The sequence below is a fragment of the Streptomyces sp. NPDC060035 genome, assembly GCF_042736635.1.
GTDB lineage: Bacteria > Actinomycetota > Actinomycetes > Streptomycetales > Streptomycetaceae > Streptomyces.
The window spans coordinates 26147-48791 of record NZ_JBHWVO010000026.1 but is presented as its reverse complement, the minus strand read 5'-3'; the positions used below and the strand labels follow the sequence as shown (position 1 = coordinate 48791).

General features: G+C 69.0%; 20 protein-coding genes and 2 tRNA genes. 17 read left to right on the top strand and 5 right to left on the bottom strand.

Annotation, left to right across the window (positions count from 1 at the left end):
* Window positions 1–172: 172 nt before the first annotated feature.
* From ACFWBQ_RS31055 to ACFWBQ_RS31035, 5 genes are all read left to right on the top strand, one after another.
* Window positions 173–2401 carry an ATP-dependent DNA helicase UvrD2 gene (locus ACFWBQ_RS31055; RefSeq protein WP_385503725.1) on the top strand — a complete coding sequence of 743 codons (2229 nt, stop codon included), beginning with the start codon at window positions 173–175 and terminating at the stop codon, window positions 2399–2401.
* 167 nt (window positions 2402–2568) lie between these two features.
* The gene (locus tag ACFWBQ_RS31050) at window positions 2569–2892 is read left to right on the top strand and encodes a hypothetical protein (protein WP_385503722.1); all 324 of its coding nucleotides are present in this window, start codon (window positions 2569–2571) and stop codon (window positions 2890–2892) included.
* A gap of 171 nt (window positions 2893–3063) precedes the next feature.
* Complete coding sequence (locus ACFWBQ_RS31045) at window positions 3064–3432, top strand: WhiB family transcriptional regulator (RefSeq protein WP_385503718.1); 369 nt, start codon at window positions 3064–3066, stop codon at window positions 3430–3432.
* Window positions 3429–3788, top strand: a complete 360-nt coding sequence (locus ACFWBQ_RS31040; RefSeq protein ID WP_385503715.1) for a hypothetical protein — start codon at window positions 3429–3431, stop codon at window positions 3786–3788. Before ACFWBQ_RS31045 ends, ACFWBQ_RS31040 begins: the two co-directional genes overlap by 4 nt.
* A 172-nt stretch (window positions 3789–3960) precedes the next feature.
* On the top strand, window positions 3961–4164 hold the full coding sequence (locus ACFWBQ_RS31035; protein ID WP_385503710.1) for a hypothetical protein: 204 nt from the start codon (window positions 3961–3963) through the stop codon (window positions 4162–4164).
* A gap of 17 nt (window positions 4165–4181) precedes the next feature.
* Here ACFWBQ_RS31035 and ACFWBQ_RS31030 read toward each other — a convergent pair whose 3' ends face one another.
* Complete coding sequence (locus tag ACFWBQ_RS31030; RefSeq protein WP_385503706.1) at window positions 4182–5621, bottom strand: ABC1 kinase family protein; 1440 nt, start codon at window positions 5619–5621, stop codon at window positions 4182–4184.
* 64 nt (window positions 5622–5685) lie between these two features.
* Complete coding sequence (locus tag ACFWBQ_RS31025) at window positions 5686–6831, bottom strand: ThiF family adenylyltransferase (protein ID WP_385503700.1); 1146 nt, start codon at window positions 6829–6831, stop codon at window positions 5686–5688.
* A gap of 210 nt (window positions 6832–7041) precedes the next feature.
* On the opposite strand from ACFWBQ_RS31025, the gene ACFWBQ_RS31020 reads away from it, so the two are divergent.
* The 4 genes from ACFWBQ_RS31020 to ACFWBQ_RS31005 all read left to right on the top strand — a co-directional run bounded on the left by ACFWBQ_RS31020 (window position 7042) and on the right by ACFWBQ_RS31005 (window position 10862).
* Entirely contained in the window at window positions 7042–7665 is a 624-nt protein-coding gene (locus ACFWBQ_RS31020; RefSeq protein WP_385503694.1) for a M48 family metallopeptidase, read from the top strand.
* A 107-nt stretch (window positions 7666–7772) separates the two neighbouring features.
* Window positions 7773–9398 (top strand): TerD family protein, encoded by a 1626-nt coding sequence (locus ACFWBQ_RS31015; RefSeq protein ID WP_385503689.1) that lies wholly within the window; start codon window positions 7773–7775, stop codon window positions 9396–9398.
* A gap of 11 nt (window positions 9399–9409) precedes the next feature.
* Complete coding sequence (locus ACFWBQ_RS31010; RefSeq protein ID WP_385503685.1) at window positions 9410–10090, top strand: AIM24 family protein; 681 nt, start codon at window positions 9410–9412, stop codon at window positions 10088–10090.
* A 16-nt stretch (window positions 10091–10106) separates the two neighbouring features.
* Window positions 10107–10862, top strand: coding sequence for an AIM24 family protein (locus tag ACFWBQ_RS31005; RefSeq protein WP_385503682.1), 756 nt, complete (start codon window positions 10107–10109; stop codon window positions 10860–10862).
* A gap of 72 nt (window positions 10863–10934) precedes the next feature.
* Here the strand turns inward: ACFWBQ_RS31005 and ACFWBQ_RS31000 are convergent, their stop codons facing one another.
* Both ACFWBQ_RS31000 and ACFWBQ_RS30995 read right to left on the bottom strand, forming a co-directional pair.
* Window positions 10935–11480, bottom strand: a complete 546-nt coding sequence (locus tag ACFWBQ_RS31000; RefSeq protein ID WP_385503676.1) for an NUDIX hydrolase — start codon at window positions 11478–11480, stop codon at window positions 10935–10937.
* A complete protein-coding gene (locus ACFWBQ_RS30995) occupies window positions 11477–12931 on the bottom strand; it encodes a zinc-dependent metalloprotease (RefSeq protein ID WP_385503672.1) in 1455 nt (484 codons plus the stop codon). The genes ACFWBQ_RS31000 and ACFWBQ_RS30995 overlap by 4 nt, the downstream gene beginning before the upstream one ends.
* Window positions 12932–13122: 191 nt before the next feature.
* Here ACFWBQ_RS30995 and ACFWBQ_RS30990 point away from each other — a divergent pair, with 191 nt between their 5' ends.
* From ACFWBQ_RS30990 to ACFWBQ_RS30975, 4 genes are all read left to right on the top strand, one after another.
* The gene (locus ACFWBQ_RS30990) at window positions 13123–14265 is read left to right on the top strand and encodes an SDR family oxidoreductase (RefSeq protein WP_385503667.1); all 1143 of its coding nucleotides are present in this window, start codon (window positions 13123–13125) and stop codon (window positions 14263–14265) included.
* A gap of 134 nt (window positions 14266–14399) precedes the next feature.
* On the top strand, window positions 14400–14861 hold the full coding sequence (locus ACFWBQ_RS30985) for a molybdenum cofactor biosynthesis protein MoaE (protein WP_385503663.1): 462 nt from the start codon (window positions 14400–14402) through the stop codon (window positions 14859–14861).
* Window positions 14862–14988: 127 nt separating this feature from the next.
* Window positions 14989–15159, top strand: coding sequence for a hypothetical protein (locus ACFWBQ_RS30980; protein ID WP_199814627.1), 171 nt, complete (start codon window positions 14989–14991; stop codon window positions 15157–15159).
* Between the two features lie 182 nt (window positions 15160–15341).
* Window positions 15342–16430, top strand: coding sequence for a PDZ domain-containing protein (locus tag ACFWBQ_RS30975; RefSeq protein WP_385503657.1), 1089 nt, complete (start codon window positions 15342–15344; stop codon window positions 16428–16430).
* A gap of 69 nt (window positions 16431–16499) precedes the next feature.
* Here ACFWBQ_RS30975 and ACFWBQ_RS30970 read toward each other — a convergent pair whose 3' ends face one another.
* Window positions 16500–17060, bottom strand: a complete 561-nt coding sequence (locus ACFWBQ_RS30970) for a PPA1309 family protein (protein ID WP_385503655.1) — start codon at window positions 17058–17060, stop codon at window positions 16500–16502.
* 136 nt (window positions 17061–17196) lie between these two features.
* Between ACFWBQ_RS30970 and ACFWBQ_RS30965 the strand changes: the two genes are divergently transcribed.
* The 4 genes from ACFWBQ_RS30965 to ACFWBQ_RS30950 all read left to right on the top strand — a co-directional run bounded on the left by ACFWBQ_RS30965 (window position 17197) and on the right by ACFWBQ_RS30950 (window position 22632).
* Window positions 17197–20145 carry a UPF0182 family protein gene (locus tag ACFWBQ_RS30965; protein ID WP_385503907.1) on the top strand — a complete coding sequence of 983 codons (2949 nt, stop codon included), beginning with the start codon at window positions 17197–17199 and terminating at the stop codon, window positions 20143–20145.
* Window positions 20146–20187: 42 nt separating this feature from the next.
* Window positions 20188–20261, top strand: a tRNA-Met gene (locus tag ACFWBQ_RS30960).
* Window positions 20262–20486: 225 nt separating this feature from the next.
* The gene (locus ACFWBQ_RS30955) at window positions 20487–22475 is read left to right on the top strand and encodes a tetratricopeptide repeat protein (protein ID WP_385503651.1); all 1989 of its coding nucleotides are present in this window, start codon (window positions 20487–20489) and stop codon (window positions 22473–22475) included.
* A gap of 83 nt (window positions 22476–22558) precedes the next feature.
* Window positions 22559–22632, top strand: a tRNA-Met gene (locus ACFWBQ_RS30950).
* The last annotated feature ends 13 nt before the right edge of the window (window positions 22633–22645 follow it).

Here is a 22645-nt window from a genome sequence, read left to right as displayed (position 1 = left end):
GTCTCGCTGGAAGGCGGGAAGAACACGTTCCCGTACCTTCCCGCATGCAGGCAACGTACGGGACCCGGCCGCCATTCCCGCGACCGCATCCGTATCAGTTATCAGTACGACGAACGCCACCCCCTGTGGACAACTTCCGCACCGGCCCCCTGCGACCTGGCAGCATGGCGGGGTGACAGCAGCAACGCATTCCACTCTTTTCCCGCAGGTTCCCGAGTCCGCGGACGCCGTGCTCGACGGGCTCGACCCGGAGCAGCGCGAGGTCGCGCTGGCCCTCGCCGGACCCGTGTGCGTGCTGGCCGGAGCCGGTACGGGCAAGACGCGAGCCATCACGCATCGCATCGCCTACGGGGTGAGGGCCGGGATCATCCAGCCGACGACCGTGCTCGCCGTCACCTTCACCAACCGCGCTGCCGGCGAGATGCGGGGCAGGCTCCGTCAGCTCGGCGCCACCGGCGTGCAGGCGCGGACGTTCCACTCGGCTGCGCTGCGTCAGCTCCAGTACTTCTGGCCGAAAGCAGTCGGTGGTGCGCTGCCGCGGCTGGTGGAGCGCAAGGTCCAGCTGGTCGCCGAGGCGGCGTCCCGCTGCGGGATCCGGCTCGACCGCAACGAGCTGCGGGACACCACGAGCGAGATCGAGTGGGCCAAGGTCACCCAGACCGTGCCCGCCGACTACCCGGCCGCGGTCGCCAAGACCCAGCGCGACGCCCCGCGTGATCCTGCCGAGCTGTCACAGATCTATGCGATGTACGAGCAGCTCAAGCGTGAGCGGTCGGTGATCGACTTCGAGGATGTGCTGCTTCTCACCGTCGGCATCCTTCAGGACCGGCACGACATCGCCGAGCACGTGCGCGGCCAGTACCAGCACTTCGTCGTCGACGAGTACCAGGACGTCAGCCCGCTCCAGCAGCGGCTCCTCGACCTCTGGCTCGGCGACCGGGACAACCTGTGCGTCGTCGGTGACGCAAGCCAGACGATCTACTCCTTCACCGGGGCGACCCCCGACCATCTGCTGAACTTCCGCACCCGCCACCCGAACGCGACGGTGGTCAAACTGGTGCGGGACTACCGCTCCACGCCCCAGGTCGTCCACCTGGCCAACGGACTGCTGAGCCAGGCCCGGGGCAGGGCGGCCGAGCACCGGCTGGAGCTGGTCTCGCAGCGCGAGAAGGGCCCCGAACCCGCCTACACGGAGTATGCGGACGAGCCCGCGGAGGCCGAGGGCACCGCCCGGCGGATCCGTGATCTGATCGCCGCAGGTGTCCCGGCCGGCGAGATCGCCGTGCTGTACCGGGTCAATTCCCAGTCCGAGGTCTACGAGCAGGCCCTCGCGGACGCGGGTGTGCCCTACCAGCTGCGCGGAGCGGAGCGTTTTTTCGACCGTGCGGAGGTACGGGAGGCGGGCGTCGCCCTGCGCGGCGCCGCCCGCGCCGGGGGCAACGACTCCTTGCTCGACGGCGCCGAGAACCTGCCCTCCGAGGTGCGGGCGGTGCTCTCCACCAAGGGGTGGACCTCCAAGCCGCCCAACGGCTCCGGTGCGGTCCGGGACCGCTGGGAGTCGCTGGCCGCTCTGGTGCGTCTGGCCGAGGACTTCGAACAGGCCAGGCCGGGCGCCACGCTCTCCGACCTCGTGGCGGAGCTCGACGAACGGGCAGCAGCCCAGCACGCCCCCACGGTCCAGGGCGTCACGCTGGCTTCGCTGCACTCGGCGAAGGGGCTGGAATGGGATGCAGCCTTCCTGGTCGGGCTCACCGAGGGCATGATGCCGATCGCCTACGCCAAGACCGACGAACAGGTCGAAGAGGAACGCCGGCTGCTGTACGTCGGTGTCACCCGGGCCCGCTTCCACCTCTCGCTGTCCTGGGCCCTGTCCCGCTCACCCGGCGGACGCGGTGGCCGTCGGCCGACCCGCTTCCTGAACGGGCTGCGACCCGGCTCGACCGCCTTCGGGGTGCGGGGCGGCGCGGGGGGAGGCGGCGGCATCGACCGCGGCTCGGGTACGGGCACGGGTGCAAGCAGCGGCGGTTTTGAGAAGCCTGCCCGGCCCAGGCGTCGTGGGCCGGTGCTGTGCCGGGTCTGCGGCAAGACCCTCACCGAAGCCGGTGAGATCAAGCTGATGCGCTGTGAGGACTGCCCGTCGGACATGGACGAGGGGCTGTACGAGCGACTGAGGCAGTGGCGAGCGGACCGGGCGAAGGAGATCGGCCAGCCCGCGTACTGCGTGTTCACCGACAAGACGCTGATGGCGATCGCCGAGGCGGTGCCGGACACCGAGGGCGAGCTGGTCGTCATCGGCGGCGTCGGCAACCGGAAGCTGACCCGCTTCGGAGCCGATGTGCTCGACATCTGTGCAGGTCGGACGCTGGAACGGGAGTCAGGAGAGGGCGACGACGACGTGTGAGAAAAACTCGTCGAAAAAATAGTTTGCGCCCGCAGCAGTCATCACCATAGGTTCTTAACCATCGGGAACAGCGACTTCTCTGAAGCCCTGATTCCGTGCTGTACTTATCCGAATACGCAGGACCGGCCCCGGCCGGTCCCCCGAGACGCCGAGAGGAGGCGATTCCTGTGATCAGCATCATCAAGACCACCAAAACGACCGATCCCTCGGTCGTCTCCGCCTGCTCGCTCGGCCTCGGCTGCTCTTCGGAACTTTCGCTTCGTGGCACCGGTGTGTCCGGCATTTCCGCCGGCAGCCCTCTGTCCCTGGCGAGCCTGCCCGTGCGGGAGCGCAATGAGCGACCGACCGAGGCACCGGCAGCAGCAGTAGCGAAGGGACAGGCTCGCGCCTATGCCTTTGCGGCCGTCGGTGCCGGAGCCAAGAAGCAGACGACACAGCACCACACGATGTGGGCCTTCCGTGGGCCTGAACCCTGGAGTGATCCAGCCTGATCCAGAATCAGGCCGGCGCCTTCAGGGCCGCGGAACCCCACTCGGGATCCGCGGCCCTTTTGTTTTGTCCGAACGGATGAGACGAGACGAAGGAGCCTCGGACAAGCAGGACCTGGTACCAGCCGCCAACCGGCCAACAGGCCGGCACGACCAGACGAGGACAACACCGCCGTGCAAATCGAGACGCACGCCCCGTCCGTACCGCCTTCCGACACGATCTCCCCGCCCGGCCTCACGGAGGACTCCACCTTGATCCCCCTCACCGCGCTCACCGCGCTCGACGACGCCATCGAGAACCTCGGCGTGCCCGTCCCCTGCCGTTCGTACGACCCGGAGGTCTTCTTCGCCGAGACGCCGGCCGACGTCGAGTACGCCAAGTCCCTCTGCCGGACCTGTCCGCTCGTCGAGGCCTGTCTCGCCGGCGCCAAGGAGCGTCGCGAGCCGTGGGGCGTCTGGGGCGGCGAGCTCTTCGTCCAGGGCGTTGTCGTCGCCCGCAAGCGTCCGCGTGGCCGTCCGCGCAAGAACCCGGTCGCGGCATGACCGCCGGCCTGGGGGTCATGTCCCCCACACGAACGAAGCGCATCGGAACCATCGACCGTCCCCAGACCCATGACCCCCGAAATCAGGCACCAATGATCACCCCCACGAGGGAGCCCGTCGGCTCCGCGACCCCGGACGTCACCATCATCGGCGCGAACGACTCGCGTCAGAACAGGACCCGCGAGATGCAACTCATCCCAGAAGCCTTGGCCCGTGCGCATATGCACGACCGCCTGAGGGAAGCCGAGGTGGACCGCCAGGCCGTGCGCCTGGTGGCCGCCCGGCGGATGCAGCGCCGGGCGGAGCGTGCCTCGATGCGCGCCCGCCGTGCGCTCGCCATGGCGGTCATGCAGTAACAGCCCCACCAGCAGCACGATGCGGCCGGCGCGACACGGCGGCACGGCTGCCGGGGCAACCGCTCTGCCCCTCGCGCAGCCACCCCACCCCTTCCGCGGGGCCGGTCCGAACAGGCCGGCCCCGCGGTGCGTTGTGCCGAGCCCGCCGGGCCGACGGAGATATCGTCGCGAGGTGGACGAGGACACTCATCGCCCGGCGCGGCCGGGCGCCGGGCATGTGTCATGTGCCCGGTGCGGCGTCATGGCCGACGGCGACACGGCACCCCCGACCTGGATCTGCTCCGTGGAGAACGGCAGACGCCAGTACGTCTGCGAGGACTGCGCCCGCACTCATATCCGGGCGATCGAGAGCCGGCTGGACCCGGACTGGTGGTGACGGGGAGCCCGCAGCCGTCATGAAAGGCTCCGGGCCTCGACCACGGCGCCCTCCTGGCCGTCCTCGCTCTCCTCGGCCGGCTCGCATTCCAGGAGGAATCCCGGTAGCCACGACTCCAGTTCGTCCCGCAGGCGCACCGTGGCACCGAGCTGGCACAACACACCGATGGTGCTCAGCGTGACGCGGTGTATCAGCAGATAGGACGGCGGAAGGTTCAGCTGCTTGCCCAGTTGGTGGGCGGGGGAGCGCGGGTCAGCGATGCGGGCGGCCTGACTCCGTAGCCAGGAGCGGGTGAAGGTGAACTCCTCCACCTGCGCCGGTTCGATGATCGGCAGGAGATAGTCGAGCACGGCGTCCGGCGCGAGTTCGATCGAGTCCTTGACGAAGCCCTCCTCACGGAGCATCCGGTACACAGCCTCGGCATCACCGTCCAACGTCATACGCAGCGAGTCGCCGATGGTCCGCGGCAGTCCGCCCGGCAACCGGTCCACCGTTCCGAAGTCCAGAACGCCCAGCCTCCACCGGGCCGCATCTGCGCCGATGCTGTCCGCCTCCTCAACCTCCTCGGCGTCCGCGCCCACCGGAGGCAGCAGCCGGAAGTTGCCCGGATGGGGGTCGGCGTGGAGCAGACCCGTGCGTGCCGGTCCCGAGAAAAGGAAGCGCGCGAGCAGCTGACCAGCGCGGTCCCTCTGGTCCGGCGTGCCGTCGGCGATCACTTCCGACAGAGGTATTCCGTCGATCCACTCGGTCACCAGCACCTGTTCGGACTGGTGCACCACCCCGGGGATCACCACATCGGGATCGTCCTCGAACTCCGCCGCGTGCTCCTGCTGGGCCTGAGCCTCCAACGCGTAGTCCAGCTCCTCCGAGACGCGGTCCCGCAGTTCCGTGATGAGCGGCTTGATGTCCATGCCGGGAATCAGCGGGCCGAACAGCCTTGCGAAGCGGCTGAGCTGGGTCAGATCCGAGAGCAGTGCCTCACCCGCGCCCGGATACTGCACCTTCACGGCGACGTCGCGTCCGTCGTGCCACACGGCGCGGTGAACCTGCCCGATCGACGCGGCGGCAGACGGCTGGTCCTCGAATTCGAGGAACAGTTCCCGCCAGTCCTCACCGAGCCGCTCAGCCAGCACCCCGTGGACGGTACGGGTCGGCATGGGCGGAGCCGCCTCCTGCAGTTTGGTCAGTGCCGCCCTGTACGGGCCCGCGACATCTTCGGGCAGCGCCGACTCGAAGACGGACAGCGCCTGCCCGAGCTTCATCGCACCGCCCTTCAACTCGCCGAGCACCTTGAAGAGTTGATCCGCCGTGCGCTGCTGGACCTCGCGGGCCACGATTTCCGCGGACTTCCCGCCGATCCGCTTGCCCAGGCCCCACGTGGCACGGCCGGCGAAGCCGAGCGGCAGCGCGGCCAGCTTCGCGGTACGGGTGACCGCTTTCCGGGGAAGATCAGACATGTGCCCCTCCAGTTCCCAGACTGCCGTGCCGCGTGAGTATTCGGCCCTGCTCCGTCGGCGGCGGTCACCCCGCCATTGTGTCCTGTGCCGCGCCGGCCACGGAGGTGAGCTCGCCCTCAGTCTGCCCGGCAGCACCACAGGAGCAGTCGAGGTGCGAACCCAGCCGTTCGGCTCGCCACTCCAGCAGAGGCAGCGCGGCCTCCCACCGGGTACCTGTGCTGGCGGGCAGTTCCCCGTCGAGAAAGGACAGCGCGTGGGCCGCCGCGAGACCGGCCACCGCCGTCGCCAGCCCCAGATCGCAGGCGGGCACTGTGCTGCGCCGCCCGGACTTCCACTGCGCCAGCATCCGCGGCCACTGCGGATCCCGCTCCGCACGGTGCAGCGCCAGGCAGCCCGCACAACCGGTGCCGCCGGGCAGCACCAGAGGCCCGACCACCCCGGTGGCTTCGATCACTCCCGCGTAGAGATGCGGCGTACCCGAGGCGATCCACGGTGCTGCGGTATCCGGATCGGGGGCGTAGACGGAGAGGCCGTCCCGTGGGGCCACCACGATCAGGGACAGTGCGGGCTCGCCGCTCGCCGGAGCTCCTGCCGTCTCCGCCGCCCGGGGAGTTCCCCCGGGCGCGGACCGGCGGACCAGCTGCCGGGCCGCCGAATCCCGCCGCTCCCCGACTGCTGCCGCCGGAAGTCCGCCGGGCGCGATGTCCCACGGTTCGGTGCGGCCACCGTCGAGGACCTCGACCCGGCCCACTCCGGACCCGGACAACACCGCGGCGATCGCCGCGCCGACCCTGCCCGCGCCCCGCACCTGGACCCGCATCGCGCGCCGGGCCGCGAGCCTGCGCAGCCCGCTCCCGGGATCCGGATGGACAACGGAAAGTGACGCGGCGTCGGGGCGCTGCCGCTCCATGGTCTCGGCCCGTCGGCGTAATGCATCGGCTTCCGGGCCGCCCGCACTCAAGTCGTCGAGCAGCCCTGCCTCCGTCAGGCGCGCTACCAGAAGGTCCACATGACGGTCCGACAGATCCAGCGCCCTGGCCTCTTCGCGCAGCAGCGGGAGTCCGCGCGTTCCGTCGAGCAGTTCGAGGAAAGTTCCGGTAGCGATATCCATCGGACCCAGCGTCACCGCGTGCGCGGGCGTCACACCGAATTGCACGGTGTTCCGTCCGCGCCAGGCCCGGCGCAGCGCAGGTTTCAACATCGGATGCATGACTTCTCCCCGGTCGGTGTCCGTCTGCGCCGGTCGGTATCGGTCGGCGTCGGGATCCGTTGTCAGAATGCAACGCGGAGGCGAATCGTGCGGAAAGTTATCCACAGGCTGGGGCATTAGTCGTTCAAATGGTGCATGCCGCGAAGTGGATCAACGCCGAACCGTCCGGGGGGCGGGACTTCCCGCGCCGGCAGCGGGTAACGTCATGGCGTGCCCGCCGATTCCTCACCCGGCCTCGCCGGGGAGTCCCCCGTGCGCAGCGCCGGACGACTTCAGCGCAGCGCGGCCATCCATCAGCCCCGCGCATCGGTGACGAGCGCGGTCGAGGTCCGCAGAAGTGCCCGGCGCAGCAGAACGGTCTCCGCGTACCGGGAGGGCGACCGCACCATCGTGCTCATCCCCGCCCGGATGTCGGAGGCGGAGGAGCAGCGCTGGGTCGGCGTGATGCTCGACAAGCTCGCCGCCCAGGAGAGCAAGCGTCTGATCGGCGACAGTGAGCTCGCCGAGCATGCCGAGCGGCTCTCCGCCCAGTACTTCGAAGGCCGGGCGCGCCCCGCCTCGGTGCGATGGGTGACCAACCAGAACACCCGCTGGGGCTCCTGCACCCCGGCCGAGGGAAGTATCCGTCTCTCGCACCGGCTGCAGGGCATGCCGGAGTACGTCGTCGACTACGTCCTCCTTCATGAACTGGCCCATCTCCTGGTTCCCGGCCACGGCCCGGGCTTCTGGCGCCTGTTGGAGGCGTATCCGCGTACCGAGCGGGCGCGCGGCTATCTCGAGGGAGTAGTGGCGGCCGACCGGCTCCCGCATCTGCCCACCGCGCGGGAAGAGTGACGTTCGGTGATTCTGTACCGGGTCTGTACCGACTTAGCTCAATGTCGTGGTTTGCGGTTAGCCTGACGCGACGCATTCACATTCGGGATGGGGGACGGTCGTTACGCATGGCCAGGGAATTCCAACGCGGCCACAAGGCCAAGATCAGTGATCTCACGCCAGGGACGGATCTGTACGTAGGTGTGCAGATCGCCGGCCCGGGCCTGACGTTCGACATCAGCTGCTTCGGTCTCGATGCCAATGAGCAGCTCTCGGACGACCGGTATTTCATCTTCTTCAATCAGCCGAAATCACCCGAGGAGTCCATTCAGCTGCTGGGCGCCCAGGCCGGCGACACCGAGTCCTTCCGCGTCACCCTCGACCGTATTCCGGCGAACATCCACAAGCTTTCGTTCACCGCGACACTCGACGGTGCGGGGCAGATGTCGCAGGTCGGCCCCGGGTACATCCGGATCGTCGCCGGCGGCGAGGAAGTGGTGAAGTACGCCTTCACCGGTTCGGAGTTCACCACCGAGCGCGCGGTCATGCTGGGCGACTTCTACCTCAAGGACGTCTGGCGGTTCGCCGCAGTCGGCCAGGGCTTCGACGGCGGCCTCGACGCGCTGCTCAAGAACTTCGGCGGCGAGGTCGCCGAGGAGGCTCCGGCAGCACCGCAGCCACAGGGTGCCGCGCCCTCGTTCGCCCCGCCCGCCCAGGCATCCGCGCCCCCGGCATTCGGCGCCCCGGCAGCACCCCAGGCTCCGCAGCCCGCACCGTCGTTCGGTGCGCCCGCCGCGCCGGCTCCCGCGCCGCAGCAGCCGGTTCACACCGCGCCGACGATCGCGGCGCCCCTGGCGCCCACTCCGTACGGGCAACCGCCTCAGCAGCCGCAGTTCGGCCAGGTCCCGGGCCAGGCTGCGCCACCCGCCCCGCCGTACGGTCAACAGCCGCCGCCCGCCCCGCCGTACGGTCAACAGCCCCCACCCGCCCCGCCGTACGGGCAGCAGCCGCCGGCCCCGTACGGGCAGCAGCCCCCGGGAATGCACCCCGGCGCGCCCCAGGGAGTGGTGCCCCAGGGCGTCCCGCAGGCCGGTGCAGGGCTGCAGGCCGCCCTGCAGCCGTACAAGGAGACGGCCACCGGGCAGCGCTGGACCTCGCAGAACCAGCAGCTCATGCGCGTGGACCTGACCATGGGAGGAACACCTGTGCTCGCCCGCCAGGGCAGCATGGTGATGTACCAGGGGAAGGTCGACTTCGGCTACAAGGGTGCCGGTTTCGCGGGCCGCATGGTCGGTAACGCGACAGGCCAGGAAATGCAGTTGATGCGCTGTACCGGCCGCGGGCAGGTCTTCCTCGCCGAGGAGGGATCTCACCTGCACCCCATCGAGCTGCAGGGTGACGGCCTCTGCGTCTCGGCGGAGAGCGTCCTCGCCTTCGACGAGTCGCTGCAGTACGAGGTCCGCAGGATCGAAGGGCACGGGATTCCCGGCGGCGCGCTGTTCACCATGCAGTTCCAGGGCACCGGCACCGTCGTCGTCAAGACACACGGTGTTCCGGTCGTCCTGCCGGTCACCCCGACCACGTTCGCCGACTGCAACGCGGTGGTGGCCTGGTCGTCCACGTCCCAGGTGATCGTCTCCAGCCAGGTCCGACTGCGCCGCAACGCGTATCCGGGCCACAGCGGGGAGACCGTGAACCTCCAGTTCCGGGGAGCTCCCGGGAACTTCATCGTCGTCCAGCCCTACGAGGTCTGAGGGAGCCCGTCATGAATCAGCAACTCGCGGGCTTCGCCCCGACCCCCGTCACGGCCCGGATGGAGAACCACGGCCGCACGATGCTCAAGGTCGCCATGGCCTCCGGGCAGGACCTCTACGCACGTACCGGCTCGATGGTGGCCTACGAGGGCTTCATCCAGTACGAGCCCAACCCGCCCGCCGTCCGCCAGATCGCCTCGCAGTGGATCACCGGCGAGGGCGCACCTCTGATGAAGTGCGCCGGAGACGGGCTGCTCTACCTCGCCGACTACGGCGCCGATGTGGTTGTCATCAATCTCAACAACGACTCGCTGTCGGTCAACGGCACCAACCTCCTCGCCTTCGACAGCCACCTCACCTGGGGTGTGGAGCGGGTCAAGGGCCTGGCCAAATTCACCGGACAGGGCCTGTGGAACGTCGGCGTCCAGGGCACGGGATGGGTCGCCATCACCTCGCGCGGCACACCGATCGTCGTCGACTGCGGCCGGGGCGAGGACGAGACGTACGTCGACCCCGACGCTCTCGTGGCGTGGTCCCCGAACCTGAAGGTCAAGGGCAAGCGCAGCTTCAAGGCGGCCTCGCTCATCGGGCGGGGCAGTGGAGAGGCGTACCAGATGGCCTTCTCGGGTCAGGGCATCGTCGTCGTCCAGCCGAGCGAGGACAGTACCGACCGCCTGCGGATCCGGAACTGAGCGGGGGGAACACATCATGCAGAGTCCGCTTTTCAGCTACACCGAACAGCAGTCGCAGGACCGGTACACCGTGCAGAACCCGCAGCTTCTGCGCGTCTCGCTGACCGGTCATGACGACGTCCTCGCCCGCAAGGGAGCCATGGTCGCCTATCAGGGGCTCATGGAATTCGACGGTGAGTACCAGTCGCAGGGACAGCGCAGCGCCCGCAGGAACACGGGCGAGGGCCTCGACCTGATGCGCTGCTCGGGCCAGGGAACGGTCTATCTGGCCAATCTCGCCCAGTACATCCACGTGGTCGATGTCGACCGCGAGGGCATGACGGTCGACAGCGCGTATGTCCTTGCCCTCGACTCGTCGCTGCACACCGAGGTCATCGCGGTGGACAGCCAGTACGGGATCTCAGGCACCGGCAAGTACCAGCTCAACATCTCCGGCAGTGGCAAGGTCGCGCTGATGACCTCGGGCCAGCCGTTGATGATGCAGGTCACGCCCGACAAGTACGTGAATGCCGATGCCGACGCGATCGTTGCCTGGTCGAGCGGGCTGAGGGTACAGATGCAGGCTCAGACGCACTCCTCCGGCGTTTTCCGGCGCCGCGGCAACACCGGGGAGGGCTGGGAGCTCAGCTTCCTGGGCCAGGGATTCGCTCTCGTCCAGCCGAGTGAGGTGCTGCCTCCGCAGCACGCACAGATCGGCCAGGGCGCGGCCGCCCAGTTCGGCGTGGGCCAGAACGGCGCCCGCAGCCAGAACCAGAACAACGCCTGGAACTGATTCACCCGGATCGGGCATGGGTGAGGGGCGGCCTCCGAGAGGCCGCCCCTCACCCATGCCCGCCGCGCGTGGTTAGCGGCCGTGCTCCAGCCGTGCCCGGGTGCCTTCCACCAGTCGCACGACCGAGGCGTCCGCCACCCCGGCCACCTCGTCGTACGGGAACCAGCGCAGGTCGAGGGATTCCTCGCTGATCAGTTCCGTCGCGCCGGCGGGAGCCGTCGCCGCGTACTGCACGTCGAGATGCCAGTGGCAGGGCGCAGGGATGGGGTGCCGGTCCAACCGGACCGGCCCGCCGGGCAGCAGGGTGAGTCCCGCGATCCCGGACTCCTCCCCGGCCTCGCGCAGAGCGGCGGCGGCCAGGGTGGAATCCTGAGGTTCGCAGTGGCCTCCCATCTGGAGCCACATCCGCAGCTTCCTGTGCAGCGTCAGCAGCACCCGGCCCTGCTCCGGATCGATCACCAGTGCGCTGGCCGTGAGGTGCCCGGACCCACAGGCCTTCCACATGCCGTCCGGGTGCTCGGCCAGATGGTCCAGATACGTCTGACGCAGCTCCCTCTGGTCCCCCTGGTCCGTGTCGTAGCCCTTGAGTACGAGAACGGCGTCGTCGTGCAGGCTCACTTGTCGGTGTCGTCCTTGCCGTCGCTCTTCGTGTCGTCCGAGTCATCGGCCTTCGTGTCGTCCGAGTCCTCGGCCGCAGGCTTCTGCGGGCCCTTCGCGGCCTCGCCGAGCATCTTGTCCAGCTCGGAGAAGTCCAGATGCTCGTGGTGCACAAAACCGTCCGGGTCGTCCAGGTCCTGGGCCGTCGGCAGCATGTCAGGGTGCTCCCACAGGCCGTCACGGCCGTCGACGCCCCGGGCGTCCGTGAGCGAGGCCCACAGCCGCGAAGCGTCCCGCAGTCGGCGCGGACGCAGCTGGAGACCGATGAGTGTGGCGAAGGTCTGCTCGGCGGGACCGCCGGACGCACGGCGCCTGCGCATCGTCTCGCGCAGGGCGTCCGCCGAGGTCAGCCGGGACTTCGCGGCCTCGTGCACCACGGCGTCCACCCAGCCCTCGACGAGGGCGAGCGCTGTCTCCAGGCGGGCGAGCGACGCCTTCTGCTCAGGTGTGTCCTCCGGCTGGAACATGCCCTGCTGGAGCGCATCCTGCAGCTGCTCGGGCTGCGACGGGTCGAACTGGCCGACGACGTCCTCGAGCTTGCTGGTGTCGACCTTGATGCCGCGCGCGTACGCCTCGACCGCACCGAACAGATGCGAGCGCAGCCATGGAACGTGGGCGAAGAGCCTCTGGTGGGCGGCCTCACGCAGTGCGAGATACAGCCGCACCTCGTCCTGCGCAACGCTCAGGTCCTTACCGAACCGCTCGATGTTCAGCGGAAGCAGCGCGGCCTTTCCGGCCGGACCCAGAGGGAGTCCGATGTCCGTCGACCCGACGACTTCGCCGGCGAGCACGCCGACCGCCTGCCCGATCTGCTGACCGAACATGGCTCCGCCCATGGAACGCATCATCCCGATCAGCGGGCCGGCCATGGCCTGCATCTCCTCGGGCAGGACGTCGCCCATGGCCAGACCGACCCGCTCGGCCACCGGGTCCACCAGCTGCTGCCAGGCAGGGAGGGACGCCTCGACCCACTCCGCACGGCTCCACGCCACCGTCGAGACCGAACCGGAGGGCAGCGACGTCACGCCGTCCAACCAGAGATCCGCCAGACGCAGTGCCTCGTCGACCGCCGACTGATCCGACGGGCCGACGCTCGCGTCCTTACTGCCGTCCGGGGTGCCCTGCGAAACCGTCTGGCGGGCGATCTGCTTGGCCATGTCCCAGTTGACGGGGCCGCCCTCGAAGCTCAGCATCTGGCCGAGCTGCTGGAAGGCCGCTCCCAGGTCGTTCGGGTTCATCGTGCCGAACATCGCAGCGAACGGGTTGTCCCCGCCCGCGCCCGGCCCGATGCCGAACGGGTTCGCAGGCCCGCCCGGACCCTGCCCACCTCCGGTGGGGTCCTTCTTCTTGCCCTCGTCGCCGTTTTCCGGCTCCTCCGGCGGAAGGCCGAATCCGAATGGGGTGTCACTCACGGGTTTCCTCGGCTCGTAGGGCCGCCGGATCGAACCGACGGCGACTGCCCGACATCACCATCCAGCGTAGACACCAAAGGCCGCTTAGGGCCTCAGTGCTCCGCCGGCTCCCGGCCTGCGGCAGGATGGACGCCACCTGGTACGTACGCGTCATTCGGGTACGTACTGAAGACAACCGCTGGAGACGCCCGGTGAGTTCCCCAGATCCGCAGGTTCGCGCAGCGCGAAACCTGGCCGACCCCTCGCCCGAAAACAAGCCCACGAAGAATCGCTCCAGAAGCCGGGGACCCGTCGTCGCGGTCACCGGTGCCGCGACCGGCGTCGGTGAACTGCTCACCGCGCATCTCGCCGCATCCGACGAGATCAAGCAGGTCATCGCCATCGATGAGCGCCGGGGGGAGGTGTCCGAGGCCACATGGCACATCCTGGACGTGCGGGACCCCGCCATCGCGGAGAAGCTGCGTGGGGCGGATGTCGTCGTGCACCTGGCACTGGATCTCGACCTGGAGACCGACCCCGCGGCCCGTACGGCGTACAACGTACGCGGTACCCAGACCGTACTGACGGCCGCAGCGGCCGTCGGGGTCCACCGGGTCGTGCTGTGCACCTCGGCGATGGTCTACGGCGCACTGCCCGACAATGACATCCCGCTGTCCGAGGACGCCGAACTGCGCGCCACGGCGGAGGCCACCGGCGTCGGTGACCTCCTGGAGATCGAACGGCTCGGGCGCCGCGCGCCCCGTGCCCACCCCGGACTCAATGTCACGGTGGTGCGCCCGACCGTCCTGGTCGGCGGCACCGACACCGCGCTGACCCGCTATTTCGAGTCGCCGAGGCTCCTGGTCGTCGCCGGATCACGCCCCGCCTGGCAGTTCTGCCATGTCGAAGACCTGGTGAGCGCCCTGGAGTACGCCGCACTGGAGAAGATCGACGGGGAGTTCGCGGTCGGCTGCGACGGGTGGCTGGAGCAGGAGGAAGTCGAGGAGCTCTCCGGCGTACGCCGTATGGAACTGCCGTCCGCCGTTGCTCTCGGGGCGGCGGCCCGCCTGCACCGGATCGGCCTCACCCCGTCCCCGGCGGGTGACCTCGCCTACACCATGCACCCCTGGGTGGTCAGCGTGAGCCGTCTCCACGACGTCGGCTGGCGGCCCCGGTGGACCAATGAGGAGGTCCTCGGAGCACTTCTGGAAGAGGTGGAGGGGCGCCACACGGTCGCCGGACGCCGCCTCGGCCGCAAGGACGCAACCGCCGCGGGCGCCGCAGGAGCCACGGTCGCCCTCCTCGGCACGGCAGCACTGGTCCGGCGCGCCCGCAAGGCGCGCCGTCGCTTCTAGCGCGCGCTTCGTCACCCCAGGCGCGGACCGGGCGCTCCCGGGGGAGACCTGGAGGAGGCTCCAAGCGGGCCGGTCGGTCTGCTGGTCGAAAACGCTATTCCGCGATGTCGGTGGCGTGCGGCACGATGGGTCCTATGGCACGCACCCACGACCACCCCGGTGAGCAGGCAGCCCAGTACCCCATCCGGCTGCTGGAGATCCGGGAGACGCCGCTCTCCGTCGACGAGATCTTCCGTGCGGTCGGCGACGACGCCGCCGGTGGCATCGCGCTCTTCGTCGGCACCGTGCGCAATCACGACGACGGACAGGACGTCGGCACGCTCGGATACTCCTGCCATCCGAGCGCCCAGGACGAGCTGCGCCGAGTGGCGGAGAAGGTCGTCGCGCAGTTCCCGGTCCGGGCGCTGGCCGCTGTCCACCGGGTGGGTGAACTGGGCGTGGGCGATCTGGCGGTGGTCGTCGCCGTCTCCTGCGCCCATCGGGGGGAGGCCTTCGAGGCCTGCCGCAAGCTGATCGACGACCTCAAGCACGAGGTTCCGATCTGGAAGCACCAGCGCTTCTCGGACGGCACGGAGGAGTGGGTCGGCGCCTGCTGAGCGCAAACCGCCCCGGGGGTGTTCAGCCCCGATTTGCGTAACCGCACCCCTGCCATGAGCGTTGGTCCTGCAGGTGGTTAATCTTCTGATCGTCAGTTGCGGTCGCTCATGGGGTAGGGAGGTCGTGATGGCAGCACTCGCTTGGCTTTTGATTCCGCTTTTCGCTGCTCTTGGCGCGGCGATATGGGGAGGGTGGGCAGCCCGCAATCGAACGACCGGCGATGTCACCGAACTCGCCGGATACGCCAGGTTCCGTGAAGCGATGGAGAAATCGCACTCCGGTTCCGAGGCTGTCTGAGACAGCGGAAGCTGTACGCAGTTGCCAATCGCGCATCGCAGCCACCCTCCTCTTCCGCGGGTTCCCCGCGCGGTGAGCGGACCGGCAGTGCCGCTCGCCGAGCCCCGTGCCACTTGGCCCCTGCGCCGCGTACGGACCGGCCCCGGCGGTGCACTGACAGGCCCTTCCCGTACTGTCGTTCCATGCCACGCCGCACCGCGACGATGCTCGCATCCACGCTCATCCTGATCGCGCTGCTCTGCGTAGGCGTGCTGATCCCCGTGCCGTATGCGGAGATGTCTCCCGGCCCGACGGTGAACACGCTCGGCGACGCCCGTGGCGAACCCGTTCTGCACATCACCGGCCGCAAGACCTATCCGACATCCGGGAACCTCAACATGACGACGGTCCGCGTCACCGGCGCGGACTACGACATGAACATCGTCGAGGCCGTCTACGGCTGGCTGGCCCACGACAGCGTGATCGTGCCCCACGACACCCTCTATCCGGACGGCAAGACGGAAGAGGAGTCGACGCAGGAGAACGCCGAGGAGTTCAGTCAGTCCCAGGAGAGCGCCAAGGTCGCGGCCCTCGAGGAGCTGAAGATTCCCGTCACCTCACGGGTCGTGGTCTCCACAGTCGTCAAGGACAGCCCCGCCCAGGGCAAGCTGCACGCGGGCGATGTGATCGAAGCCGTCGACGGGACGGCGGTCAGCCGGCCCGAGGACGTCGCGAAGTTCGTCACCAAGCACAAGCCCGGTGAGGACGTCGTGTTCACGATCATTCCCGCCAAGGCGGCGGCCGCCGCCGAGAAGGCCGGCAAGAAGCCGCAGGGCACACGGGAGATCACCCTCACCACGCGGAAGGCTCCTTCGGAGAACCGTGCGATCGTCGGCATCCAGGCCGGGACGGACCACACGTTCCCGTTCGAGATCGACATCAAGCTCGCCGACGTCGGCGGCCCGAGCGCCGGGCTGATGTTCTCGCTCGGCATCATCGACAAGCTCACGCCCGGCAAGCTGACGGGCGGAAAGTTCATCGCCGGCACCGGCACCATCGACGACAGCGGCAAGGTCGGGCCGATCGGTGGCATCAACATGAAGCTGGTCGGTGCGCGTGATGCCGGCGCCCGGTACTTCCTCACCCCGGACGACAACTGCTCCGCCGCGGCGGCCGACACCCCGAGCGGTCTCACCCTGGTGAGGGTCAAGACCCTCGACGACGCGAAGAAGTCGCTGGAAAAGATCCGCGCAGGGGACCCGGCCGGCCTGCCGAGCTGCTCGGCAGGCTGAGGCCGGTCCCCGCGGGACGGTAGGCGGCCGGGACCGCGGGACGGTATCAGGCCCGCGGAACCGAAGGCATCAGGCCTCGAAGGTGGCCGCGAGCGCCTCGGCCAGTCCCGGGACCAGGCCCGCACCGGTCAGGACCTCGGTCGGGGAGTCCTTCTCCCGCAACCGCACAGCCGAGTCCCGCGCCCCGTCCCGCAGAACTGCCACGGTCATCCGGACCTCCTGCCGGTCCGGGTGCTTGGCGACCCACTGGGTCAGCTGGGTGTCGCTCAGGCCTTCCGGCACGGAGGCCTCGGCGGACGGCGGCAGCATCAGCCGCTCCACCGTCATGGCGCAGCCGACCACGGCGTCGGGCCAGGCGATCGTGGCGAGGAATTCGTCCAGCGCGGTGCCGGCGGGAAGCTCCTCCTGTTCGATAGGGGTGAAGGCGGCGGTGGTCGACGCCGTGTCGTCGAGGCCGAGCTGGGCTGCGAGCCCGGGCTCACTGGCCCGCAACTTGGCGGTGTCGACGAGGGCGAACAGCCGGGCGGGCTGATCCCAGCCGAGACCTGAGGCGTAGGCGTCGATTTCGAGTACGGCGACGGTGAGGGGGCTCGCGGCCATCGGAGGGCCTGAGGGGGAAACGTTGGGCATGGTCAATATCCTGCCTCCTTCCGCCCCGGGAACGGGAACTAGGTAAAGCCTCAGTAAGTTGCATAGGTGGGCTCTACGATCGCTGGGCCTGCTTCACACGACCGCGAACTTCGAGGTGCGCACGTTGGCTTTCCAGATGCCGGACCGCGGCGGAGGCCCGACCGGGCCACGGATCAGAGTCGGCCGCCCGTCCCGGCGCGTCCGTACCCTGCTCATGACACTGGGTGTCCTGGCGGTTCTCGCCATGGCCTTTGTCATGTTCGCCGGGTTCTGGACGGACTGGCTCTGGTACAGGTCGGTCGCGTATTCATCCGTCTTCACCACCACCCTGTGGACCAAGATCGGCTTGTTCCTCGTCTTCGGACTGCTGATGGCCCTCGCCATCGGTGTGAACATCTGGCTCGCGCACCGGCTCAGGCCGCCGTTGAGCGCGATGTCGCTGGAGCAGCAGAGCCTGGACCGCTACCGGATGAGCGTCGCCCCGTACAAGAAGTGGGTGCTGCTCGCGATCACCGCCCTCGTCGGGCTGATCGCCGGAGCGTCCGCGTCGGGCCAGTGGCGTACGTGGCTGATGTATGTCAACGGCGTGTCGTTCGGGCAGAAGGACCCCCAGTTCAAGCTGGATGTGTCCTTCTACGCCTTCGACCTGCCGTGGTACCGCTTCATGCTCGGCTTCGGCTTCGCCGCGGCCGTGCTGTCGCTGATCGCCGCCGCGCTGACCCACTACCTGTACGGCGGGCTGCGGATCACCAGCCCCGGCGCGCGGGCCACGGCTGCGGCCACCGGCCACCTCTCCGTGCTGCTCGGCATCTTCGTCTCGCTGAAGGCCGTGGCGTACTGGCTCGACCGGTACGGCCTGGCCGTGAAGTCGAGTGACTTCAAGGCCACGGACAACTGGACGGGCCTGCGGTATGTCGACGCCAACGCCTACCTTCCGGCGAAGACGATCCTGTTCTGCATCGCTGTCATCTGTGCCGTGCTGTTCTTCGCGACGCTCTGGCGGCGCACCTGGCAGCTGCCGGTGATCGGCTTCGGCCTCATGGTGCTCTCCGCGATCCTGATCGGCGGGCTCTACCCGGCGATCGTGCAGAAGTTCCAGGTCCAGCCGAACGAGCAGGCCAAGGAAGCGCCGTTCATCCGGAAGAACATCGACGCCACCCGCGATGCCTACGACATCGACGACGCGAAGGTGGACGACTACTCGGGCAAGAGCACGACCACGGACGATGCGAAGCTCCGGGCCGGTGCGGACGCCGCGGCCAGCTATCGGGTGATGGATCCGAACGTCGTCTCTCCGGCCTTCCAGCAGCTCCAGCAGAAGAGGAACTACTACCAGTTCCCCAAGACGCTGGACGTCGACCGCTACAAGGGGGAGGACGGCAAGGAGCAGGACACCGTCATCGGCCTGCGCGAGCTGAACCTCGACGGCCTCCCCAAGCGGAACTGGATCAACGACCACTTCACGTACACCCACGGCTACGGTGCCATCGCGGCCCGGGGCACCACGACGGGCACCAACCCGGCGGGCTCCCCGGACTTCACCGAGTCGGGCCTGCCGACCACTGGTGAGCTGCCGAAGTACGAGCAGCGGATCTACTACGGCGAGAAGACCGAGCAGTACTCCATCGTCGGAGGGCCCCAGAAGGAGCTCGACTACGAGGAGGACGGCGAGAAGACCACCAGCTACAAGGGCAACAGCGGGGTCAGTCTCTCCAGCGCCTTCAACCGCGCCGCTTACGCGGTGTCGTTCAGCGAGCCGCAGATACTGTATTCGGGAGCCATCGGCGACGGTTCGCGGATTCTGTACAACCGCACCCCCAAGGAACGGGTCGAGGCGGTGGCGCCCTGGCTCACGATCGACGGCGACGCCTATCCGGCGGTCGTGGGCGGCCGGATCCAGTGGGTCGTCGACGCCTACACCACGACCAACGGCTATCCGTACGCCTCGCGTACGACGCTCGGTGACACCACAGCGGACTCGCTGACCACCAACCAGCGCGCGGTCGTCGCCCAGCAGAACCAGGTCAACTACATCCGCAACTCGGTGAAGGCCACCGTCGACGCGTACGACGGCAAGGTCAAGCTCTACGAGTGGGACACCAAGGACCCGGTGCTCAAGACCTGGCGCAAGGCGTTCCCCGGGACCGTGAAGTCGCGGGGGGACATCCCGAAGGACCTGATGGACCACCTGCGCTATCCGCAGGACCTGTTCAAGGTCCAGCGGGAGCTGCTCACGCGCTATCACGTCCAGGATCCCGCGCAGTTCTACAGCGGCAGCGATGCCTGGCAGGTGCCGGACGACCCCACCAACAAGGAGCCCGGGGCCGTTCCGCCGTACTACCTGAGCATGAAGATGCCGGATCAGGACGAGCAGAGGTTCTCCCTGACCACGACGTTCACACCGAAGGGGCGACCCGACCTCGGGGCGTTCATGGCGGTGGACGCGGACGCGGCCGGCGAGGACTACGGCACCATAAGGCTGTTGAGAGTCACCACCACGGTGAAGGGCCCGGGCCAGGTACAGAGTGAGCTCAACGGCAACGACGACGTAGCCGAGTTCGTGAGGAACCTCAAGGGCACCGACTCGGACATCGAGTACGGCAATCTGCTGACCGTGCCGCTGGACGGGGGCTTCCTCTACATCGAGCCGGTGTACACGCGCGGTGGCACGCAGAACTATCCGCTGCTGCGCAAGGTAGCCGCCTCGTACGGGTCGAAGATCGTCTTCGAGAACAGCCTCGGGGAGGCGCTCAACGCCGTCTTCGGGGTGGAGAACCCCGATACGACGACCCCGCCGGAGCCCACCGAGCCACCGGGTGACACCACCGAGCCTCCTGCCACCGGGGAGGCCGCTCTGAAGCAGGCCATCGCGGATGCGCAGAAGGCGTACGCGGCGGGTGAGGCGGCCCTGAAGAAGAACGACTGGACCGCCTACGGCAAGGCGCAGGCGGACCTGGAGGATGCCCTCAGGAAGGCGGCAGCCGCCCAGTCCAAGCCTGCCGGCGGTGCCGACGCGGCAGACACGGCGGCCAAGCCCGACTCGGCTGACAAGGCCGATGAGAAGGGCGACGACCAGGGCAGCTGAGAAAGTCCCACCCCGCGTCGTGGTACGGTTTGAACACAACGACGCGGGGTGGAGCAGCTCGGTAGCTCGCTGGGCTCATAACCCAGAGGTCGCAGGTTCAAATCCTGTCCCCGCTACTGAAGACTGAGGCCCGGATCCTGAAAAGGATCCGGGCCTTCGTCATGCCGTCGATTGTCGCCCTGGGTACTTTCTCAAGTTGTTGGTGCGAAGTGCGGTTCGCGGAGCACGAGTTGGGCTTGAACGTGTTTGACTTGTCTCTCTGTGGGCATGTCGACAAAACGCTGAAGTGACCTCACTGGCCGCGGTATACCAGGTGTACGCGGGTTGCAGGTGGTGCGACGATGGTATTTATGGGGGACAGGGCAACTCTGTTGGAGACAGGGCGGTTTGTGCAGCGACACGTCCGGAAGACGGAAAACGTGGCGGATGCGGTATTTGCCGCTGCCCTCGCCGAGGCTGCTGACACCACCGACGACACCTGTGCCGAGGACGCCGCCTACGCCACGGACACCACTGATACCACGGACCATGCCGAGACAGAGGCGCGACACCGTCGTGCCGCGGACGCCGGTGACGCCGCGTCGATGAGCGTCCTAGGCGCGCTTCTGCTGCGCCGCGGCGACCTTGACGGTGCCGAGTCCTACCTGCGTGCCGCCACCGCCGAGGGCGACCGGGCCGCAGCCAACAACCTGGGTGTCCTCCTCCACCAGCGCGGGTACGCGGACGAGGCCGCCGGGTGGTGGCGCATCGCCGCCGTCGCAGGGTCCGCTGCGGCCGCGCACGCGCTCGGGCGCCACTTCCGGGAGTGCGGTGACGAGCCCGGGGCCGAGTACTGGCTGCGCCAGTCCGCCGAGCAGGGCCATGCGCTGGGCGCGTACGCCCTGGCCGACCTGCTCGAGCACCGTGGCGACGTCGGAGCCGAGCGCTGGCTGCGGGCTGCCGCCGAACAGGGCCACCGGGAGGCCGCCTACCGCCTCGCACGCATCCTGGAACGCAACGCAGTCGAGGAGCCGCAGGACGCCTTCGGTATGGGGCGGAGCGCCGGAGCGGGCGCGCGGAGTGTTCTGGACGGCCGTGCGGCGGGGAAGAGCGACAGCCCCGTCGCGGGCCTCGAGGACGGCCGGGTCGGTGAGGCCGAGCAGTGGTACCGGCAGTCTGCCGCGCGTGGTCATCGCCGTGCCGCCCTGCACCTCGGCGCCATCCTGGAGCAGCGCGGTGAGCTGAAGGAAGCGGGCCGCTGGTATCTCACCGCAGCCAAGGACGGTGAACCGCGCGCTGCCTGCGCCCTCGGCTTCCTGCTGCGCGACGCAGGCGACGAGGAGAGCGCTGCCGTGTGGTGGCTGCGCGCAGCCCAGGACGGCGACGGCAACGCCGCCAACGCCCTGGGAGCACTCCACGCGGCCCGCGGTGAGCAGCAGACCGCCGAGCGCTGGTACCGCGCCGCGATGGACGCGGGCGACGTCAACGGTGCGTACAACCTCGGTCTGCTCTGCGCAGCCCAGGATCGAACTCCTCAGGCCGAGCAGTGGTACCGCCGTGCCGCCTACGCAGGGCACCGTGAGGCCGCCAACGCGCTGGCCGTGCTGCTGCTCCAGGCGGGGGACGGCACCGGCGCCGAGCCGTGGTTCTCCAAGGCGGCCGAAGCGGGCAGCGTGGATGCCGCGTTCAACCTCGGCATCCTGCATGCCGGACGCGACGAGGACCGTACGGCACTGGGCTGGTACAAGCGGGCGGCCGCTGCCGGGCACACCGACGCCGCCCTGCAGGTCGGTATGGCGCTGTTGCGCGACGGTGAGGAGCAGGAGGCCGAGCGTCATCTGCGCTGCGCCGCCGGTGGCGGCAGCGCCGAGGCGGCCTTCCGGCTGGCCGGCGTACTCGACCTGCGCCAGCCGCCGCCCGGACCGCCAGGGCTGGGCGAGCCGATGCCGGAGAAGACCGAGTGCGAGGAGTGGTACGAGCGCGCGGCCGAGCAGGGGCACCGCCGCGCCCAGGTCCGGGCCGGGATGCTCGCCGCTGCCCGTGGCGACCTGGAGAGCGCTGCCCGCTGGTACCGCGAGGCCGCCGAGTCGGGCAGCCGCAACGGGGCGTTCAATCTCGGCCTGCTGCTCGCCCGTGAGGGCAGCGAGCGCGAAGCGGCCCTGTGGTGGGGCCGCGCAGCCAACGACGGGCACGGCCGGGCCGCCCTGCGCCTCGCACTGCTCGCCGCCCGCCGGGGTGAGCTCACGGAGGGGCAGCGCTGGTGTGCCCGTGCCGTCGAGCTGGGACCGGCGGAGGTGGCCGAGCGGGCCGCCCGGCTGCTGGAGGCGCTCCACCAGGAGCTCACCGCGTAGCGGCGTGCTTCCTGGGCGCACGGGTGTCCGCGGAATGAATTTGCGCTGGTTGGCGGGGTGCCGTAATGTTGCAATCACAACGACGCGGGGTGGAGCAGCTCGGTAGCTCGCTGGGCTCATAACCCAGAGGTCGCAGGTTCAAATCCTGTCCCCGCTACTGAAGACTGAGG